15 protein-coding genes and 1 pseudogene are annotated in these 18,243 nt (G+C 68.0%); 6 read left to right on the forward strand and 10 right to left on the reverse strand.

Features of this window, described 5'->3' with window-relative positions:
- Positions 1 to 653: 653 nt before the first annotated feature.
- Positions 654 to 1,109: a hypothetical protein gene (locus ABZ622_RS39705; RefSeq protein WP_360551882.1), complete on the forward strand. Its 456-nt coding sequence runs from the start codon at positions 654 to 656 to the stop codon at positions 1,107 to 1,109.
- Positions 1,110 to 1,589: 480 nt separating this feature from the next.
- Here the strand turns inward: ABZ622_RS39705 and ABZ622_RS39710 are convergent, their stop codons facing one another.
- The 6 genes from ABZ622_RS39710 to ABZ622_RS39735 all read right to left on the reverse strand — a co-directional run bounded on the left by ABZ622_RS39710 (position 1,590) and on the right by ABZ622_RS39735 (position 9,082).
- The gene (locus ABZ622_RS39710; protein WP_360551884.1) at positions 1,590 to 1,898 is read right to left on the reverse strand and encodes a hypothetical protein; all 309 of its coding nucleotides are present in this window, start codon (positions 1,896 to 1,898) and stop codon (positions 1,590 to 1,592) included.
- 281 nt (positions 1,899 to 2,179) lie between these two features.
- On the reverse strand, positions 2,180 to 4,390 hold the full coding sequence (locus ABZ622_RS39715) for an Ig domain-containing protein (RefSeq protein ID WP_360551886.1): 2,211 nt from the start codon (positions 4,388 to 4,390) through the stop codon (positions 2,180 to 2,182).
- 273 nt (positions 4,391 to 4,663) lie between these two features.
- A complete protein-coding gene (locus ABZ622_RS39720) occupies positions 4,664 to 5,977 on the reverse strand; it encodes a Gfo/Idh/MocA family oxidoreductase (protein ID WP_360551888.1) in 1,314 nt (437 codons plus the stop codon).
- A gap of 8 nt (positions 5,978 to 5,985) precedes the next feature.
- Positions 5,986 to 6,819: a carbohydrate ABC transporter permease gene (locus ABZ622_RS39725; RefSeq protein WP_360551890.1), complete on the reverse strand. Its 834-nt coding sequence runs from the start codon at positions 6,817 to 6,819 to the stop codon at positions 5,986 to 5,988.
- Positions 6,819 to 7,781: a sugar ABC transporter permease gene (locus tag ABZ622_RS39730; protein ID WP_360551892.1), complete on the reverse strand. Its 963-nt coding sequence runs from the start codon at positions 7,779 to 7,781 to the stop codon at positions 6,819 to 6,821. The genes ABZ622_RS39725 and ABZ622_RS39730 overlap by 1 nt, the downstream gene beginning before the upstream one ends.
- Complete coding sequence (locus ABZ622_RS39735) at positions 7,778 to 9,082, reverse strand: extracellular solute-binding protein (RefSeq protein WP_360551894.1); 1,305 nt, start codon at positions 9,080 to 9,082, stop codon at positions 7,778 to 7,780. Before ABZ622_RS39735 ends, ABZ622_RS39730 begins: the two co-directional genes overlap by 4 nt.
- Positions 9,083 to 9,200: 118 nt before the next feature.
- Between ABZ622_RS39735 and ABZ622_RS39740 the strand changes: the two genes are divergently transcribed.
- From ABZ622_RS39740 to ABZ622_RS39750, 3 genes are all read left to right on the forward strand, one after another.
- The gene (locus tag ABZ622_RS39740; RefSeq protein WP_360551896.1) at positions 9,201 to 10,331 is read left to right on the forward strand and encodes an ROK family transcriptional regulator; all 1,131 of its coding nucleotides are present in this window, start codon (positions 9,201 to 9,203) and stop codon (positions 10,329 to 10,331) included.
- 114 nt (positions 10,332 to 10,445) lie between these two features.
- The gene (locus ABZ622_RS39745; protein ID WP_360551898.1) at positions 10,446 to 12,782 is read left to right on the forward strand and encodes a right-handed parallel beta-helix repeat-containing protein; all 2,337 of its coding nucleotides are present in this window, start codon (positions 10,446 to 10,448) and stop codon (positions 12,780 to 12,782) included.
- A 215-nt stretch (positions 12,783 to 12,997) separates the two neighbouring features.
- Positions 12,998 to 13,129, forward strand: a complete 132-nt coding sequence (locus tag ABZ622_RS39750; protein WP_360551900.1) for a hypothetical protein — start codon at positions 12,998 to 13,000, stop codon at positions 13,127 to 13,129.
- A gap of 221 nt (positions 13,130 to 13,350) precedes the next feature.
- Here ABZ622_RS39750 and thrC read toward each other — a convergent pair whose 3' ends face one another.
- A complete protein-coding gene (gene thrC, locus ABZ622_RS39755) occupies positions 13,351 to 14,439 on the reverse strand; it encodes a threonine synthase (RefSeq protein WP_360551902.1) in 1,089 nt (362 codons plus the stop codon).
- Positions 14,440 to 14,542: 103 nt separating this feature from the next.
- On the opposite strand from thrC, the gene ABZ622_RS39760 reads away from it, so the two are divergent.
- Positions 14,543 to 15,397: a MurR/RpiR family transcriptional regulator gene (locus tag ABZ622_RS39760; protein WP_360551904.1), complete on the forward strand. Its 855-nt coding sequence runs from the start codon at positions 14,543 to 14,545 to the stop codon at positions 15,395 to 15,397.
- A gap of 259 nt (positions 15,398 to 15,656) precedes the next feature.
- On the opposite strand, the pseudogene ABZ622_RS39765 reads toward ABZ622_RS39760, so the two are convergent.
- Positions 15,657 to 15,818: pseudogene (locus tag ABZ622_RS39765) on the reverse strand (MarR family transcriptional regulator); the annotation flags it as partial.
- 121 nt (positions 15,819 to 15,939) lie between these two features.
- Here ABZ622_RS39765 and ABZ622_RS39770 point away from each other — a divergent pair.
- Positions 15,940 to 16,383 (forward strand): hypothetical protein, encoded by a 444-nt coding sequence (locus ABZ622_RS39770; RefSeq protein WP_360551906.1) that lies wholly within the window; start codon positions 15,940 to 15,942, stop codon positions 16,381 to 16,383.
- A 96-nt stretch (positions 16,384 to 16,479) separates the two neighbouring features.
- Here the strand turns inward: ABZ622_RS39770 and ABZ622_RS39775 are convergent, their stop codons facing one another.
- Positions 16,480 to 16,863 (reverse strand): hypothetical protein, encoded by a 384-nt coding sequence (locus tag ABZ622_RS39775; RefSeq protein ID WP_360551908.1) that lies wholly within the window; start codon positions 16,861 to 16,863, stop codon positions 16,480 to 16,482.
- A complete protein-coding gene (locus ABZ622_RS39780) occupies positions 16,860 to 17,432 on the reverse strand; it encodes a MarR family transcriptional regulator (RefSeq protein ID WP_360551910.1) in 573 nt (190 codons plus the stop codon). The genes ABZ622_RS39775 and ABZ622_RS39780 overlap by 4 nt, the downstream gene beginning before the upstream one ends.
- Between the last annotated feature and the right edge of the window lie 811 nt (positions 17,433 to 18,243).

An 18,243-nucleotide genomic window follows, 5' to 3' on the forward strand; every position in this document is an offset into this window, starting at 1 on the left:
TCTCATCAGCGTCTCCGACGGCACCTCCCGGGCCCGGTGACACCACCCCCCAGGTCATCCGTTCGACAAGGGGACACAGCCATGCCGGGCCCGGAGGCCAGCGGCCCTCTTGCAGGACCGCGAAAAACATAACGGGGGCCGCTGCCGGCGGTACGGGGCCCGGGGCTGCTGTCGGCGGTACGGGGTCCGGTACGCCCGGGGCGGGGTCTGCCGGTGCGGGAAGCCATCGCACCGAGCCCATCAGGGACTTCGGGAAACTTCACTCTGCGGAGCCGAAGTCAGTACTTTCGGCCTCACAAGGCAGCTCCTCATTGCCGACTGGCTGAAACGGCGCCTGCCTCGTATGGCACATGGGAGACACCTTGAGATGACATGTTCTACGCTCTTACTGCTTGGTGTCTTGGTGTCTTGGTGTCCTGGAGGAGGCAAGTGTGACAGGCGAATTACGGTACGTGGCCGCCATTGCTGCGGTATTACTGACAGTAGTGGGCTGCTCGTCTTCGACGTCACCCAGCGACGACAACCCGGAGACTGCCTCCCGGAGTGCTCCTTCCCGGGCTGACGACCCGTCCGACACTGGGGCATCGAAGACAAAACAGAGCATCTTGGAACCTCCCACCTGCAAGGAGGTCTCTCGGTTCCGCGATCGAGTCATGGCCGAGTACACCAGCACTCAGGTCGGCACCTACCCTGCCGAAGTGGGGTACCACGAGAAGACCGATATCTTGGGGCAGGTCTCCCACACCTCCCATCGCGCGCTGATGGACGGAAGCGAATCACACAGCACCAAGCAGCTGGACGAGCCGATCTTCGGCGCGACCATCAGCTATCAGATCGAAAGCTGCGAAGACCGTGTGGCCTCCCTCTATCTCGGGTCGGATGCCCGTTTCGTCCGTGCCGTCGATGCCCAGCCCACGACACTCAAGGCATGCCGCGAGGCTCCCGGCCCGGTGATCACGGACTTCTCCATCCAGAAACTGCTGGGCAAGAAGTTCTGCCTCCCCACCACGGACGGAGCCTTCTACTTCGCCGTGGAGGCACACGGCGAGCCCAACAGCCACGGCGCTCCCGCAATCGCGTTCACCGGTGTCGAGTACGCCAACCCCTGACCGGAAAACTCAACGGGCAGGTGGGCATGGCGAGGTAGCCCCGGACTCGCCGGCCACCTATCCGGCGTGTCGATCGACTGGAGCCTGAGCGTGACCGTGGTGGCAGTGGCCGACAGGCTGATCCGCGGCCCGCTCCAGGAACGCATCCGCAGCAGTCGTACGTAGAACCCGCAAAAAACATCTCATCGCCGCCCTCACTGCACTCGGCGTGAACTGGGCGCAGCAGTGCCGTCGGGTCGGTTGTCGAGCACTTGGATCCCGACGACGCACTGCTGTTCCTGCAGATCCGGGCCAGGGCAACCCGCTACTGAACGCCTCACACCGGACCGGACCCCCGAAGGGCTGGACCGGCTGCGCAAGGGTGGGTTCGTCGGCCGGCTCATCGCCCTGTACGAGAACTGAGCCGACAATGACGGCAGGCACGAGCGAGGCCTCGGATCGAGTGGGAACGGTCCGGGGTCCACGCCCGTCGGCGTTCTGTCAGTCGGCCGTCACGAGCAGGTCGGTGGCCACCATCCGGGCGACGCCGAGCCGGTGCACGGCGAAGCCGCGCGGCGGCCCTGCGTGATCCTGTTCCGGGAGTTCGTCCGAACAGAATTCCGGAGCGAGGCGACGGTCACCGGAGGCGGCGACACCACCACCCACACGGACACCAACCCCACCACCATCAAGCGCGACAAGCACTGCGGCAAACCCGACCACCGCAAGCCCAGCCACCACAGTATGGACGCCGCGGCGGATGAGTTTGTCGGTCAGCAGGCCCAACCACCGCTCGACCTGGTTCAGCACGGAATACGGCCCGGGGGGGCCGCCAGGGCAACGCTGACGGACCCGTGGTTCGTCAAACTCGGCATCGTGGCTGGGGCAGGACCAGAGCGGGGCCGTACGACGTGCCCGGTCACCCGCGATGGGCTTCGCCGCGAACCATCCGGTGGTAGTCGCGGCTCTCGCGGCGCCGTTGAGCAGGGGCGCGGGGCGTCCCCTGTGGCGAGTGCGGGTGATGTGGCCACCGAGCCGGCATCGCCCCCGACGCGACCAGCAGCGGCGGAGGCGGGTGAGCCGGCATGGGATCAGGGGCGTGCGGTGATCCGGTAGTCGGCCTGCGCATCGGGTAGTCCGGCCGCGCTGTGGGCCGTGATGGTGAAGGCGGCCTTTGTGGCCCGAGCGGGCTTTCCGGTGATGCCTCCGGTGTCCTTGTTCAGCCGGAGTCCCTTGGGCAGGGCGCCGCCGGTCACTTCGAACCGGACCGTGGCCGGGGTGTTCGTGGTCACCTTCGCCTCGTACAGCTCGTGCGTGGTTGCCGTCGGCAGCGGGGCGGAGCTCAGCCGTGGAGTCGGCGTCGTGACGTCCTGGGCGGAGCCGATCGGGTTCCCACCGGTGTCGAGTTCCTGCAGCGACCACTCCTTGCCGGGCTTGGTCACCGTGAGATGCCAGTGGGTGGACTGGTCGCGGAAGCGTGCCTTCTGTGCCTCGGTGAAGGCACCGAGGTTGCGCGCCGTGTCCCACTGCTTGATCGCGTCGAGCACCAGCTCACCCTGCTTGCCGCTCGCGGTGAGACCGGCCACCGAAGCCTGGAAGCCGGCGCCGGCGTTCAGGCCGGCACCCCGGGCCAGCACGCCCTCGATGCTCAACAGGTCTTCCGTGCCTGACAGCTTGATCCAGCCCAGCATTCCTGGAAGGAAGTTGTCCTGGTAGAACGCGTTGTTGATGAAGACCTGGTTCATGCTGGTCACACCTACTTCGCCCCAGCTCGCCCGGGTGAGCGCGTCCCACGTGTTGGAAGTCATCCGGCTCGTCTCGGTGATGAAGCCGTCCTTCGCCCGATTCCCCTTATACGCACCGTTGATCAGCCGGGCTTGGCCGTAGGAGCCCCAGCCGGACTGCGAAGCGGACTCCACGCCGTCGTAGGAGTTGGACATGATGCCGGTGTTGTTCCAGGCGGTGGCCAGACGGGTGGAGATCTCCTTGATGATGCCGCGCCCGCCGATCGCGCCGCCGTAGCCGTTGGTGACCACACGGGCGGTGCGGTTCCCCGTGGCGTGGTCGGCCGCGACGGAACTCCACTGGGCACGATGGAGTCCGGTCACCTCCCACTCGGCTCCGACCTGCCGGGCCGCGTCATATCCGACGAACTCGTCACCGATGCGCAGGAGTCGGCCATACACTCCGTCGGCGAGCAGCGCGTCGGAGTCGAGGTACAGAGTGGTGTCGCCGGGCGACAGCGGGCGGGTCAGCGTGGCGTGTCCTCCCGTCGCGAGCCGGTCGTCAGCCGGTGAGGATGCGATGTAGGGGTCGTCGGTGCTGATGAAGTCCGAGATGGTGTGGACCCCGAGCCGTACCCCGTTGGCCTTGGCGATGTCCACCGCTGCCGCGGCCCCGGCGTCGCTGCCGCCCAGGCGGGCGTCGAACTGGTAGTGCCCCGTCGACTGCCACGGTCCGACCGCATTGGGCAGGGAGTAGATGTAGCCGATGCCTGCTGCCTTTGCGAAGCGTGCGGCTGTCGGGATGTTGGCGGTCCGCAGGTCCCCGAGCACGAGGAAGGACTGGCTGCTCACCTGGGCCGACTTCTGCCACTGACCGTTCTGCGTCGGGTAAGGCAGGTCTTCCCCGGTCGCGATGTTCGACAGCACGGTCGGGGTCATCTCGGGTGAGGCGCCGAACAGTGCGACCTTGGAGCCGGTGACGTACGCGTCGGCGCCGGGCAGCGGGCCGACCGGGATCCGGTAGCCGTCGATGTTCTGGCGCTCGCGTTCGCGCGTGTAGTCGTAGGTGAAGGATCGCAACACTGAACCCCATGCCGTCCTGCCGGCGACGCTCCATTCTTCGTGGGGAGCCACCTGCAGCCGGGAGGGGTTGTCCTCGACTTCGCTCTCCCAGCCGAACTGCTGGTATTCCTGCGGCCAGGCGCCTTCGGTCCGGTCGGTGAGCGGCCTCAGTCCGATGGCGAAGTCGTTGTCGCGGACCACGCCGACCGTTTCACCGATGGTCTGTGTGAGGGATGTCGCCATCGGGCCCCAGAGCAGTGTCTGCACATCCGCCCCGGCCGGGCCCTTGACCCTCACCGCTTCGAGCGTGGCGTAACCGCCCTTGTTCTCCACCTTCACGTCGACCGCGAAGCCGGCCTTCGGGTTGGTGAAGGTCAGGAGACCGCGGTGGCTCCTGGAGGGGGTCACCGCGGTCGGTCGTACCTGCTGGCCGTCGATCACGAGGCTGACCAGGGAGGCGGACTTTCCGGGTGCCAGGTAGTCGGTTCCGGTCCGGGAATCCCTGAGACCGGTCACGGTCCCGGTGGAGTCCAGGCCGATGGTCAGGTATCCGGCCGTTATCTCTGTCGCGGTATGAGTCCCGTGTGGAGCCGTTCGGGCGGACGTCGCTTCAAGGCCCTGCGCGCCATTGGCCGGCACAGCCGCCGCGATGCCGATGCTCAGTACCACCGCACTTGCCCCGACGGCAGTGCTCCATGCGCGTGCACGTCCCATGTGCCTTCCCTTTCCCTGGTGGTGGCGTGGTGCCCGGGAGGGCGGTCCTCCCGTCTCCTGATGACGGGGTACGGATCAGAGCCGTACGACGTGCCCCGTCACTCGCGATTGCTCCGCAGCGAACACCACCCGGTGGCTGTCCCGGCTCTCGTTCGCCCCGGAGAGCAGCAGTTCGGGCCGTCCTTCGTGGTGGGCCCGGACGAAGGCTTCGACCAGGCCCGCGTCGCCGCCGCCATGGCCCTCGGCCGCCGACGCGCCGCCGTTGTCCGTGTCGATGACGGTACGTTCGTCAGTGACGAAGTCGTAGATCTCGATGGTGCGGCCGTCGCCGGTGAGCTGGCCACGGGTGCCGAAGATCTTGGTGTGGCGGTTCTCCTGCGGGGTGAACGCGGTGAGGGTGAAGGAGACCGTGACGCCGCCCTCGTACTGGAGGTTGACGACCTGGTGGTCCACCACGTCGTTGTCGCAGCGGTAGACGCACCGCCCGTACGGGCCCTCGGCCATGGCTTGTTCGACGGCTTCCTCGGTCAGTTCGTCGGAGGCGATCCTGGCGAAGTACCGCTTGACGCCTCCCTCACGCAGCCCGATCTGGTAGAGCTTGCGCGCCGAGTACGGACAGCTCCGCTCGACCGCGCAGGACACACACCGCTCGCCCGCGCCCTGCGGCGCGTTCTCCGGCCGGAAGTGGCTGAGCGAGCCGAACGACGACACCGCTTCCACCGGTCGGCCGACGACATGGCCGAGCCAGTCGATGTCGTGGCAGGACTTGGTGAGGAGGGCGAAGCTGGCGAGGTCCTCTCGGCGCCAGTTGCCGCGTACGTACGAGTGCGCGTAGTGCCAGTAGCCGATGGGTTCCAGGTGTTCGATGGAGACGATGTCGCCGATCCGTCCCGCGTCGACGAGCGCCTTCAGCCGCACACTGTACGGGGCGTACCGCATCACATGGCACACCGTCAGCGAGACGCCCGCGGCCTCGGTCGCCGCCGCGATCCGGTTGCACTCCTCGGTGCTGATGGCCATGGGTTTCTCCAGCAGGATGTCGTACCCGCGGGCGGCGAACGCCTCGGCGGCCTCCAGGTGCTGGGCGTCCTGCACGGCGATGATCACGGCGTCGGCGAGGCGCGGTCCGGCGGCGATGTCGCGCCAGTCGGTGTAGCGGTGTTCGGCGGGTATGCCGTGCAGGTCGGCGAGTTCGTCGCGCCGGCCGGTGCGGGGGTCGGCGACGGCGACGAGGGAGACAGGGGTGGATCCGGCCGCGGCGAGCCCCGCGTACCCGGTGCCGCGGGCGCCCGCGCCTGCCAGGACGAGGGTCAGCGGGCGGTCCAGCGGGCGGCCCCGGTGGTCGCGCAGATTGCTGAACTGCTGTGCGGTTTCTGTCGGTTGGGTCACGGTCACGGTCATCCCTTGACGGCCCCTCCGGTGAGGCCCTTGACGAAGTGCTTCTGCAGGACGATGTAGAAGAGCAGTACGGGCAGTGCGGCGAGGAACATCAGGCCGAAGACCTGGCCGAAGTCCTGCTGGTGTTCGCCGATCGCCCGGTAGACGCCGACGGTGACGGTGGTGCCGCCCGCCGGACCGAGAATGATCAGCGGGTTGAGGAAGTCGTTCCAGATCCACACCCCGAGGAAGATCAGCACACTGGCGGTCGCGGGACGCAGCAGCGGGAAGACGACCTGCCAGAAGGTGCGCCACCGGCCCGCGCCGTCCATGGCGGCGGACTCCTCAAGCTCCATCGGGACGGTGCGGATGAACCCGGAGAAGACGAAGACGCCGAACGGCACGTAGTAGCCGACGTTGAACGCGACAATGCCCTGGAGGGTGGCCATCATCCCGGTGAGCTGGAGCATGTCGGTGACGGGGACGAGGATCACCTGCGGCGGGATCATCAGCCCGGCGAGCAGCACCAGCATGGTGATCCGGGTGGCCTTGCTGCGGCTGCGGCACAGGTAGTGGCCGAGCATCGCGGAAAAGACGGTCAGCAGGACGATCGACACGAAGGTGATGGTGAGGCTGTTGATCAGACCGTTCCAGAACAGCTGGTCGGGCCGGGACAGCGCGGCGGAGAGGTTCTCGAGCGTCGGCGGCCAGGGCAGCGCGGCCGGGGACTCGGTGATGTCCTTGCCGTGCTTGAAGACATTGGCGAGTACGAGGTAGAGCGGCAGGAAGAACACGGCGGTCGCGAGGAGGGCCACCACCGGACGCACCCAGGGCGCGCGTTCACGTTGTTGCATCAGAAGTCCACCTCACGGCGCTGCAGGAAGCGCAGCACGACGCTGGAGACCACGGCGACGATCACCAGCATGATCAGCGCCATCGCCGACGCCTCACCGGTCCGGTTGGCGGTGAAGCCGGTCTGGATGACGGAGAAGGCCAGGGTCGCCGTGGTGCCGGTACCGGGTCCGCCGCCTGTGAGGACCTGGATGTGGTCGTACGCCTTGAAGCCGGTGATCAGGAGCATCACGGTGTTGATGGTCAGGGCGGGCGCCAGCATCGGCCAGGTGACCCTGCGGAACCGCAGCCACGGCCCAGCGCCGTCGATCGCGGCGGCCTCGTGCAGTTCCTGCGGCACGCCTTGGAGTCCGGCGAGGTAGACGACGGCGCAGAAGCCGAGCATCTGCCAGCTGATGATGAAGCCGACCGAGTAGAGCGCGACGTCGGGGTCGGAGAGCCAGCCGGGCGGGCTGTGGACGCCCAGCGAGCGTAGTACGGAGTTGACGAGTCCGTCGTCGGTGAGCATCGCCTGCCAGACGACGGAGACGACTACCGCGCTGAGTACGACGGGTACGAAGAAGACGCTTCGCAGTGCCTTGTACAGCCGGCCGCTGCGGTCGAGGAGCATGGCGACGGCGAGGCCGAGCACATTGGGGAGGATCACCACGATGAGGGTGAGGATCGTCGTCACCTCAAGCGCGGTGAGGAATTCCTCGTCGCCGAGCAGCCGGGTGTAGTTGTCGAGGCCGGTGAAGTGGGTCTCGGGGGCGAACTGGTTGGCGTTGGTGAAGCTGTAGCCGACACTGAGCGCGATCGGGGCGAGCACGAAGCAGGCGTAGACGAGCAGGCCCGGGGCGCCGAAGCCGAGGAGGTGCCGAACGGCGGGCCAGGGGCTGCGGCGGGGGGCGGCGGCTGTGGTGCGGGAGACAGGAGCGGCGTCCGCGGCGGGCCGGCGCTCCGTCTTGACCAGGGGGGCCGTCACCGGTTGTCAGCCTTCGTCCAGTCGTCGTCGAGGGCCTTCGTCGCCTGGTCGGCGTTCTTGTGGCCGGCGATGATGTCCTGGGCCAGCGCGTACGACTTCTCGACCATGCCGGGGAGCAGCGAGTCGTCACCGGTCTCGACGAGGAAGGCGTTGACGACGCCCTTTTTCTTCGCGGCGTCGTCGTACACCTTCACCGTGGCGTTGTAGACGGGGCCCATGCCGGTCGGTGGGGTGTAGTCCTTCATCGCGATGATGGCGCCGTCGCTCTTGACGACCGCGTCCTGGTTGACCTTGTCCTGCTGGAAGGCGAGCGCGAACTCCTTCGCCTCCTTGAGGTTCTTGGACTTCGCGGAGACGGACATGCCGCCACCGGTGTACGAGGCGACGGCCGGGGAGCCGTCGTCGGTCGGGAACGCGAAGACGCCGATGTCGTCCTTCATCTCGCTGCTGTCGGCCGCGATGGCGAACCAGGTACCCATCGGGTACATCGCGCCCTTGCCACCGAGGAACGCCTTCTCGGTGTTGGCGTAGTCACGCGAGAGCCCGGCCTTGTCGACGTAGCCCTTCTTGACCAGGCCGACGAACTTGTCCGTAGCGCCCTTGAAGTCGGCGTCGTTGAACTTCACCTTGCCCGCGCGACGCTGCGCCATCCAGTCCGGCGTCTTCTTGTAGACGTCCGTGCCGACGAGCGCGGTCCACAGATAGGAGGAGGCGAAGGCGTCCTTGCCGCCACCGCCGACCACGAACGGGTCGATGCCCTTTGCCTTGAGCTTCGCGGAGTCGTCGAGGAGTTCCTGGTACGTCGTGGGCGGTGCAGTGATACCGGCCTTCGTGAACAGCTTCTTGCTGTAGTAGACGAGCGGCGTCGGCTGGGTGTTGTAGGGCAGTTGGTAGATCTTGCCACCGATGGGGTTGGACTGCGGGAACGTGAAGGATCCCAGCTCCTTGTCCGTCCACGGCGCCATCTCTCCGGCCTCGGCGAAGCCGACCGGGGACACGGAGATCATCACGTCCGGGAACTGGCCGGAGGCCAGCAGCTGTTTGGCGTAACCGGTGCGGTCGGTGCTGGGCGCGACGAGCTTTTTGACCTTCAGCCCGGGGACCTTGCTCTCGGCCCGCGCGATGGCGGCGTCCCAGTACTTCGCGTCCAGGTTGGGGGTCTCGAAGGTGAGAAAGGTGATCGTCCTGCTACCCTTCCCGCCTCCGTCCCCGCCCGTGGTGTCGGATCCGGCCGGGGAACAGGCGACGGCCGTGGTGCTCAGAGCGGTTACGGCAACAGCTAGGCGCGCGATGCGGTTCACTTGGTGGTCCTCGATTCGGAAGGTCAGCAGCGCCGCTGAATATTTTTGGTACCTTCTCAAATAACAGTGCGCTGATAGTGCAGCGCTCATCCGCATGGAGTCAAGGGATCGACACCACATGACTGTTGCCGGGGGAGACTCGTCCCTGCTGCGCCGCCTCAACGCGGCGGCCGTGCTGCGCGTGCTGTACGAGGCGAAGACGCTCACGCTGACCGAGCTGGTGCAGTCCACCACCGTCACCCGGGCCACCGTCGAGAACGCGCTCACCGGCCTCGTCGAACAGGGCTGGGTGGAGGAGGTCGCGCCGCCCACCGACGGCCGCCGTCAGGTCGGCCGCCCCGCCAAGCGTTACCGCTTCCGCGCCGAGGCCGGCTGCGTCCTCGGCCTCGACATCGGCGCCCACAAGGTCCTCGCCGTGGTCACCGACCTCGGCGGCCAGGTCCTCGCCACCCGGCAGACCGCGGTCTCCCCCGAGCTCCCGGCCGCCGACCGCATCGCGGCCGCCCGGACGCTCGGCCACCGCACCCTGCGGGGCGCCGGGCTGCGCGCCGCAGACGTGCAGGCGGTCGGCGTCGGCGCCACCGGTGTCGTCGACGCCGCGGGTACGGTCCGGCTGAGCTCGCTGCTCCCCGACTGGACCGGCACCGACCTGCCCGGCTCGTTCTCCGAGCCGTTCGGCGCCGAGGTGATCGCGGGCAACGACACCAAGCTCGCCGCCCTGGGCGAGCACTGGCGCGGCGCCGCGACCCAGGCCCGCGACGTGCTCTACATCCACGCGGGCCGCCGCATCTCTGCGGGCGCGCTGATCGACGGCCGGGTGCACACCGGCCGCAACGGCGCGTCGGCCGAGATCGGCAACCTCCCCGCCTCCCGCTGGCACACCGCCCCCGCCCACCCCCTCGGCTGGCTGGGAGAGGGCCGGGGCGACGCGGAGGATCTGTTCGCGGCGGTACGCGACAACGACGCGAGCGCCCTTGAGGCGCTGGAACGTTATGCGGACGACCTGGTCCAGGGCGTCGCCGCGATGGTGCTGGCCCTCGACCCCGAACTCGTCGTGATCGGCGGCGGGGTCTCCCTCGCCGGCGACCTCCTGCTGGACCCGCTGCGTGACCGCCTCGACGGCCTGTGCCTGTTCCCGGTGGATGTGGTCGCCTCCCGGCTCGGCGACCGGTCGGTCGCCACAGGCGCGGTACGACTCGCGCTGGACAGAGTGGAGAAGCGACTGTTCGAGGTTTCCGCTCAGGCCTGACCTCTTGACGTCACGTTGGGTCCGAGGGCAGGATCAGCCCGCGTTATTTGAGAAGGTACAAATAATAAAATGGCGCACTAGGCAGATCCCACGCTCTCATTCCCTGGAGACTTGATGCCCCTGCCCCTCAGACCACCCCTCGCGTGCCTGGCCCTGACCGCCGCACTCCTGACCGCCGCCACATCCCTGGCCCCGGCCGCCGAGGCCGCCCCGGCGGCCGGGAAGGGCACCGGACCCACGGTCTTCCACGTCGCCCCCGTCGCCACGTCCCACGCCTGTAACCACAACAACCCCTGCTCGCCCGAGCGTGCGCAGCGGAAGGTCCGCGACGCCGTCGCGGGCGGCATCAACCGCGACATCGTCATCGAACTGGCCGGAGGTACCTACCGGTTGGACAGACCGCTCGGCTTCGGCCCGCAGGACTCCGCGCCCGTCGGACACACCATCACCTGGCGCGCCGCCCCCGGCGCCGATGTCACCTTCAGCGGTGCCCGTACGGTGAACGGCTGGAAGGTCTCCGATGCGGAGAACGGCATCTGGTCGGCCCCCGCCGACTTCGACACCCGCCAGTTGTACGTGGACGGCAAGCGCGCGATCCTCGCCCGCTCCGACTACAAGCACCCCACCAGCGGCTGCTCGACCAGCACCTGCGCGTGGACGGCCGACGGTCTCAAGGGTGCGGGAGTCGCCTCGTACGCCAAGCTCGGTGACGTCTCACAACTGGAACTGGTCCGCCATGTCCGGTGGAAGGACTACCACTGCCCGGTAGCCGGCATCGAGGGCGACCTGATCAGGATGGCCCAGCCCTGCTGGAAGAACGCCGCCAGGACGCCCCGGATCCATCCGGACTGGAACGGCGCCACCTGGGAGGCGTACGGCGGCGGGGTCACGTACGCCGTCAACGCGTACGGACTCCTCGACGAACCCGGCGAGTTCCATCTCGACCGTACTGCCCACCGCATCTACTACAAGCCGCGCGCCGGTGAGAACCTGAAGAAGTCGAAGGTCACCGCCCCGGCCATCGAGAGCCTCCTCACGATTACCGGAACCCCGGACCAACGGGTGCGCGGCCTCTCCTTCGAAGGCATCGCCTTCACCGACGCCACCTTCCTGCGCCCCGGCACCGGTGAGGGCTACGCGGCCACGCAGGCCGGGATGACCCTGACCGGCGAGACCGGCGAGGCGCCCGACAACGCAGGCCGCTTCGGCACTCTCCCGCAGGCCGCCGTGCAGGTCACCGCCGCCGAGGACATCACCTTCCGGAACAACGAGTTCACCCGCCTGGGCGGCGCCGGCCTGCTCGTCCAGCAGAGCCGCCGTACCTCCCTGACCGGCAACCACATCCACGATACGTCCGGCGGCGGCATCTATCTCGGCCCGACCTGGCACGCGCCGCCGGAGGCGGAGCAGTCGCGGGACAACACGGTCGCCTACAACACTGTCGACCACACCGGCCTCGACTACACCGACACCGTCGGCATCTGGGCGGGAAACGAGATCAACACGGTCTTCGACCACAACACCATCGACCACACCCCATACTCCGGCATGTCCGTCGGCTGGGGCTGGACCTCCACCGGCAGGCAGAACGTCGCCACGAACATCCGGATCAGCAACAACCGGATCACCGAAGTCCTGCGCGCCGAGACACAGATGTTCGACGGCGGTGCCGTCTACACCACCAACAACCTCAACGGTTCGGTCATCGAGGGCAACTACGTCAACCGGTCCGACAACGGCAACGCGTACTACCTGGACGCGGGCACCGACAACGTGACCGTCCGAAACAACGTGGCGACCCGTCTCGGCTTCAAGTGGGTATCGGCCAACCTCGACTCCCTCCACGACAGCCTGACGGGCTACGGCAACTGGGCCGACACCACGTTCTGCTCCTTCGACGGCAACAACGACTGCACCGTCGGCAAGGACAGCCGACTGTACGACAACCAGACCGGTCTCCGTACGCTGCCCGCCGAGGCGGTCGCGGTCGCAAGGGCATCCGGCGCCACTCCCGGCAGGGACATCGAGCTGATCGCGCCCAACGCGGCCCTCGACAAGCCGGCCACCCAGTCGTCCACGTCGGGCACCCAGACGGCGAACCTCGCCAACGACGGCAACCTGGGCAACTACGCGGCGACCGGCACCTCCGCCAACCCGTGGTGGCAGGTCGACCTGGAGAAGTCGCAACCGGTCAGCCGGGTCTCCGTCTGGGCTCAGGGCAACACCAGCCAGGAGAAGCTGACCGACTTCTACGTCCTGGTCTCCGACGAGCCATTCGTCGACGGCACACTGGCCCAGGTCCTCGCCCAGCCGGGCGTCCACGCGGTACGCATCCAGGACCAGGCGGCCCGCGCCACCGAGGTCCCGGTCAACACCTCCGGCCGGTATGTACGCATCCAGCTGGCTCACGCGGGCTCGATCAACCCGTCCGAGGTCCAGGTCTGGAACTGAGCTTGTCCTACCTTCCAAGCGTGGGTCTGAGCCGGTCATTCGTAAGATCGGCGGACCCGGGGGTTCCGGGTATGGCTGTGAGCTTGTCGCCGTTGGATAACCCAAAGAACATCGCCGCCCGGAGCCCCGCGACGACTCGACCGCTAATTGGGATACGCGACTTGATCGCTTCGTAGGACAACGTCGGTGAACAGCTCGCGAAGTACCAGTACGTGATGTCGACGATGCTGCACGGGGAGCGAACTTCTCCCTTCCGGGTGCGGGGCGTCGCGGTCCATCAGGTGCTGGCTGACTACCACCGCCCCGACCTCCTGCCCGGCCTGGTCGAAGCGATCGACCAGGCCTGAGGCGCCGGCCGGTCGGTGAGATTCTCCGCGTACTCGACGGGGACGACGACCGGCTCCCGGGCCTGGACGACATGCGTCATCCGCCGAAGCCAGCCGCCTCATCCCCAACTCCTGATGGTCCCGGGTTCAAAGCGCCTCAACAGGCCCGGGCGCTCGGCGAGGGACCCAGGGACCCAGGGGGTCAGGGGGTCAGGGGGTCAGGGGGTCAGGGGGTCAGGGGGTCAGGCCAGGTTGAGAGCTCGGGCCACGGCCGTGGTGACCGTAGATGTCTCCACCGGGTCGTAGCCGTCCAGCATCGACGCATCGGGGTCCTTCAGACCATTACCTGTGACCGTGATGACGATGCGCTGCGCGGGGGGCACGCGGCCCGCCGCGTGTTCGGTGAGGAGGCCCGCGATGCCGACCGCCGACGCGGGTTCCACGAAGATGCCCTCATGGCGGGCGACCAGGCGGTACGCCGCGAGGATCTGCTCGTCGGAAACGGACGTGATCTGGCCGCCCGACTCGTCACGGGCGGCCAGCGCGCCATCCCGGGACGCCGGATCGCCGATCCGGATAGCAGTGGCCACGGTCTCGGGGGCCTCGACGGTGTGGCCGAGGACCAGCGGGGCCGCGCCTGCCGCCTGGAAGCCCCAGATCCGGGGGCGGTGCGAGGCGCGTTCGGCCCTCTCGTACGCCGTGTAGCCGCGCCAGAGTGCCGTGATGTTCCCGGCGCCCCCGACCGGCAGGCAGTGGAGGTCGGGGGCGTCACCCAGCGCGTCCACGATCTCGAAGGCCACGGTCTGCTGTCCCGCCAGGCGGTGGTCGTTCACCGAGTTGACCAGGGCCACCGGGTGCTCGTCCGCCAGTTCGCGGGCAATCCGCAGGCAGTCGTCGAACGTGCCGGCCACCTCGACGATTTCGGCGCCGTACCGCACCGCCTGGGCGAGTTTGCCCAGTGTGATGTCGCCCTTGGGGACCAGGACGACGGCCTTGATACCGGCCCGAGCGGCGTACGCGGCCGCCGAAGCGCTGGTGTTGCCGGTCGACGCGCACACGATCATGTCTGCGCCCGCCTCGACCGCCTTGCTGACGGCCACTGTCATGCCACGGTCCTTGAACGAGCCAGTGGGGTTGGTGCCCTCCACCTTCAGCCACACGTCACAGTCAGTGAGGCCGGAGATGTGGTCGGCCCGGATCAGCGGCGTGTTGCCCTCATGCAGGGTCACGATCGACATGTGGTCAGTCACCGACGGCATCCAGGCCCGGTAGGCGTTGATCACGCCCTGCCAGACAGGAGCAGCGGCCCGTACGGGCTCGAGTGTGTTCACAGAATCAAGAGTCACGATTGTTACTCTATCCCAGATCTGAAGGAGTTAACGTAACGATTGTTTCATGCAATGAGTATCCGACCACCGCGTACGATCAAGCACCATGTCGTACGACCCGACCCGCAGCCCAGACCTGGTGACGAAGCGCCTCAGCGAGATCTATCCCGAACTGCCGCGCGGCGAGCAGGCGATCGTGCGGGTGCTGCTCGACGACTATCCCTTCGCGGCACTCGGCTCGCTGCGCTCACTCGCCGAGCGGGCCAAAGTCAGTCCGCCCACTGCGTCCCGGCTCATCGCCCGGCTCGGCTGGAACAGCTTCGCCGATTTCCAGGCTGCCGTGCGCGCGCAGAGCAGGGAGCACGACCAGTCCCGGCTGCGGGAGTTCGTCAGCTTCTCCCCCACCGAGCCGAACCAGGCCGCGCAGGATCTGCTCACCGGGCTCAATGGCACGATCGAGGCAGCGACCGAACCCCTCCTCGCCCGCACCGGCGCGCTGCTCGCCGGTGCCGGCAGCGTCTGGGGCATCGGTGGCCCGCTCAGCGAACTCGCCGCCGACTACCTCGTCCGGCAGCTCTCCGGGCTGCGCCCGCGCGTGAACCGGGTACCGGACGGGGCGGCCGCCCAGGCCAGAGTGGTGGTCGACCTCGGCCCGCACGACGTGGTCGTCGCGTACGACTTCCGCCGCTACTCACAAAATACCGCGCGCTTCGTACGAGCCACCCGGGCGCGCGGGGCACAGCTCGTTCTGGTCACCGACGCCTGGGAGTCACCCCTGGCCGGGGATGCCGAGGTGCTCCTCCGGCTCCCCAGAGAGGCGGCTGGCCCGATCGCCCCCCTGACCCACGTCGTGGCCGTCACCGAACTCGTCCTTGTCGCCACAGTCCCCCACCTCACGAGCTCGACCGGCCGCCTGGAGGAACTGGAAGCCTTGACCGAGGAACTCAAACTGCCTCACTGAGCTTGCTCCGGTTCGACGGACATTCGAGATCAGGGGGTCGTCTCCGGGAGGATGTCCCTCATGGAGAGCATGGGGAAGAAGCCTCGTCGCGCTCGCCGCTCGTTCACGCCGGAGTTCAAGGCCGAGATAGTGGAGCTGTGCCGTCGCGGCGACCTGTGGGTGTAGTCGGGGGCTGTCGGTTTTCGAGGTCGCCTGCGCGGGTTCCCACGCCCGGCTGCACTCCTGTCCGGGCGCGGCGGGACGTGCGCCGAGGAACGAGCTATGCACCGTCGTTGCCATCGCGCAGGGAATGAATCACGCTCTGCAGGATCCGGAACGCGCCCGACTGCTCGGCCTCGGTCATACCGGCCAGCATTCTGACCTCGACGGACCGGACCGCTACCGTCGCCTTCTCCAGGCTCCATCGGCCGCGAGACGTGAGATTGGCCTGCGTCAGGTCTGACATGAAGAGAAGGAGCATCATCATGCCCGCCACCGGCCCCGCCCCGACTTCGTCTCGCTCCAGGTGCTCGGCCTCGACGCTTTGCGGCGGTGGACATCGGATGCTGTGCACTCTCCATCGCGGCCGTCGGGCAGTTTCCGCAGCCATCCGCGATCAACGGTCTGACCAGCTTCCCACGCAGCGATTCCAGCTTGGCCCGGACGCTGACGTCGATACCCAGGGCATCGCCGACCTGCCGGGCCATGACCGGTCCGGCGGCCTGCCGCACGACAGCGATGATGCGCTGGTAGTCCTGCGGGAGCTTGTCCTCCTCCATGCCCGGTTCGCGGCGTGGGATCAGCATCACCGCCCGGCCGTCCACCTGCCCGGATATCGCGCGACCGAGGCGCGTTCCTCGGCAAGCTTTGCGGTCGTCCCGCTCGGCTCGCACCTCGGCCAACTGCTTGGCCAGGTGCTCTTCGAGTTCGTCCAGCTCGGCGCGCCGCGCGGTGATCCGTTCCAGCAGCTCGGAATCCAGCATGCACAGATCGTAGAAAGCCGTTGACGGGGATTTCCGGAAATCCCCATGGCCGCACACTTGCACGAGCCACGTGGGGGCGCCCGCCCGGCGCCGTTGAGGTGCGCCAGGCCGTGTTCGGTGTCAGGACGGGGTGACGGCCTGCATGACGGCGTGCCAGGCAGTGGCGTCGAAGATTAGGCGGATGGTGTCGATCCGGCCGTCGGTGAGGTGGAAGTGTTCGGCTGTGCGCTGGGTTCCGATGGCCGGAACCGAGGTGTGGACGTCGTAGAGCAGGACGGCTTCGCTCTCGCCGTACAGTTCGCTGACCAGATCGACGCCGTTCACGATCCCCAGGAAGGCGTCCAGCCCGTTGAGGTGGTCGTGCGGGCTGTCGGAAGTCAGCAGGGGGCTTTGGAAATGGAAGGGCTCAGCGAGAATGCGGACCGCGGCGGGGACGTCGCCGCGGAATCGGGCCTGGTGGTAGGTGCGGACGGTGGTGCGTGTTGTGGTCGTGGCACTTGTCATGCGGGGGTGGTTCCTTCGGTGGCAGTGAGGTGGGCGGCGATGCGCTGCTGGTTCTGAACGAGGCGCAGGCACAGGTGGCGGAGTTGGTGAAGTTCGGTGTCGGTGAATCCGTGAAACAGTGCCGCCATCGCCCTCTGCGTCGGCGCCCGGAACTCGTCCAGCCACGTCAGGCCGGCGGGGGTGATGCGGGCGAGGACGGATCGGCGATCTGCTGGGTCGGGGTCGCGCCGTACGAGTCCTTGGCATTCGAGCGTGTCGACCAGGCCGGTGGCGTTGCGGGCGGTCATACCTGCAGAGCGTGCGAGGTTGCCGAGATGTGCACCGGCCGCGCCGAGAGTGCGCAACCGGATCAGGACGTCGACTGCTCCAGTGCTGAGGCCACGGCCTTCCGAGCCTTGTGCGCGAAGCCGCTCGACGGACTTGTGCGCGGCACGCGCGGCGGCCGCCGCCTCCAGACGGAGGATGCCGCCTCCTGCCGCGAACTCGGCCATCGACGCGCGGACCTGGGGGTCATGGAGCAGCCCGTTCGCATCGCGGGAGAGCTCGCCCGAGTTAGTTACGTACTTCATAATGAAGTACTAACGAACCTTGTCAGGTCCAGTCAAGGCGGAGGAGGCGTCTGGGGCGGCGCCCGCCCGCAGTCGGCTGCACGCTTCCCGGTGGGAAACAAGGTGAGCAGGCCTGGAGAGCAACAGAGCATGCGGTGAGGATTCTCAAAGAGAGCCATCGCCGTCCGGCCACAGGAACCGGCAAGCCGACCACTGACGGACGATCTACTCCGCAGACAGCCGCCCACGACCAGCACGAGTGCCCCGAGAGCCGGTCACGCCAGCCCTTTGACCTGCCACTTCAAGTTGGCGGCAGCTCACTCTCCGGGACATCGTCGTCGCTCCGGATGCGCGGTGGGGTCCACCGTGTCCACTCACTTCTGACGGCGGCGCAGGCGCGCGGTGCGCCACGGGTTCGGTCGGCCACTGGGGTACACCTTGAGCGGCGCGAGCAGCGCCAGGCCGGCGGCGGCTTCGGCGACGGGTACAGCGCCGCCCGCAGCCGGGACGCGTCCGCGAGCTGCTGGAGGTGCTCCAGGCGCTCTGGCGACAGGTACGGCGGGATCGGCGCAACCATCGGGGCCTTCATGCTCAAAGGGTCGGTCCCCGCGCCCTCGCCCCTCCCGGCCGACTCCAGGGCAGGGCCGCTGGTCGCGTCCCGACAGGTGGCCCGGCGACTTCGCTGGCCGTTCCGCAGGATGGGCCTGGCAGTGGGACTCCGAGCACCGAAGGCGCACACGCCGACGCCCACGGACGTCTGGTCCGTGGGCGTCGGCGCGTACGGCGGTCAGCTCTCCAGCATGGCCTGGAGGTCGCGCAGCGTCAGGTGCCC

The sequence above is a fragment of the Streptomyces sp. NPDC007164 genome, from assembly GCF_040634135.1.
In the GTDB taxonomy this organism is placed as follows: Bacteria; Actinomycetota; Actinomycetes; order Streptomycetales; family Streptomycetaceae; genus Streptomyces; species Streptomyces sanglieri.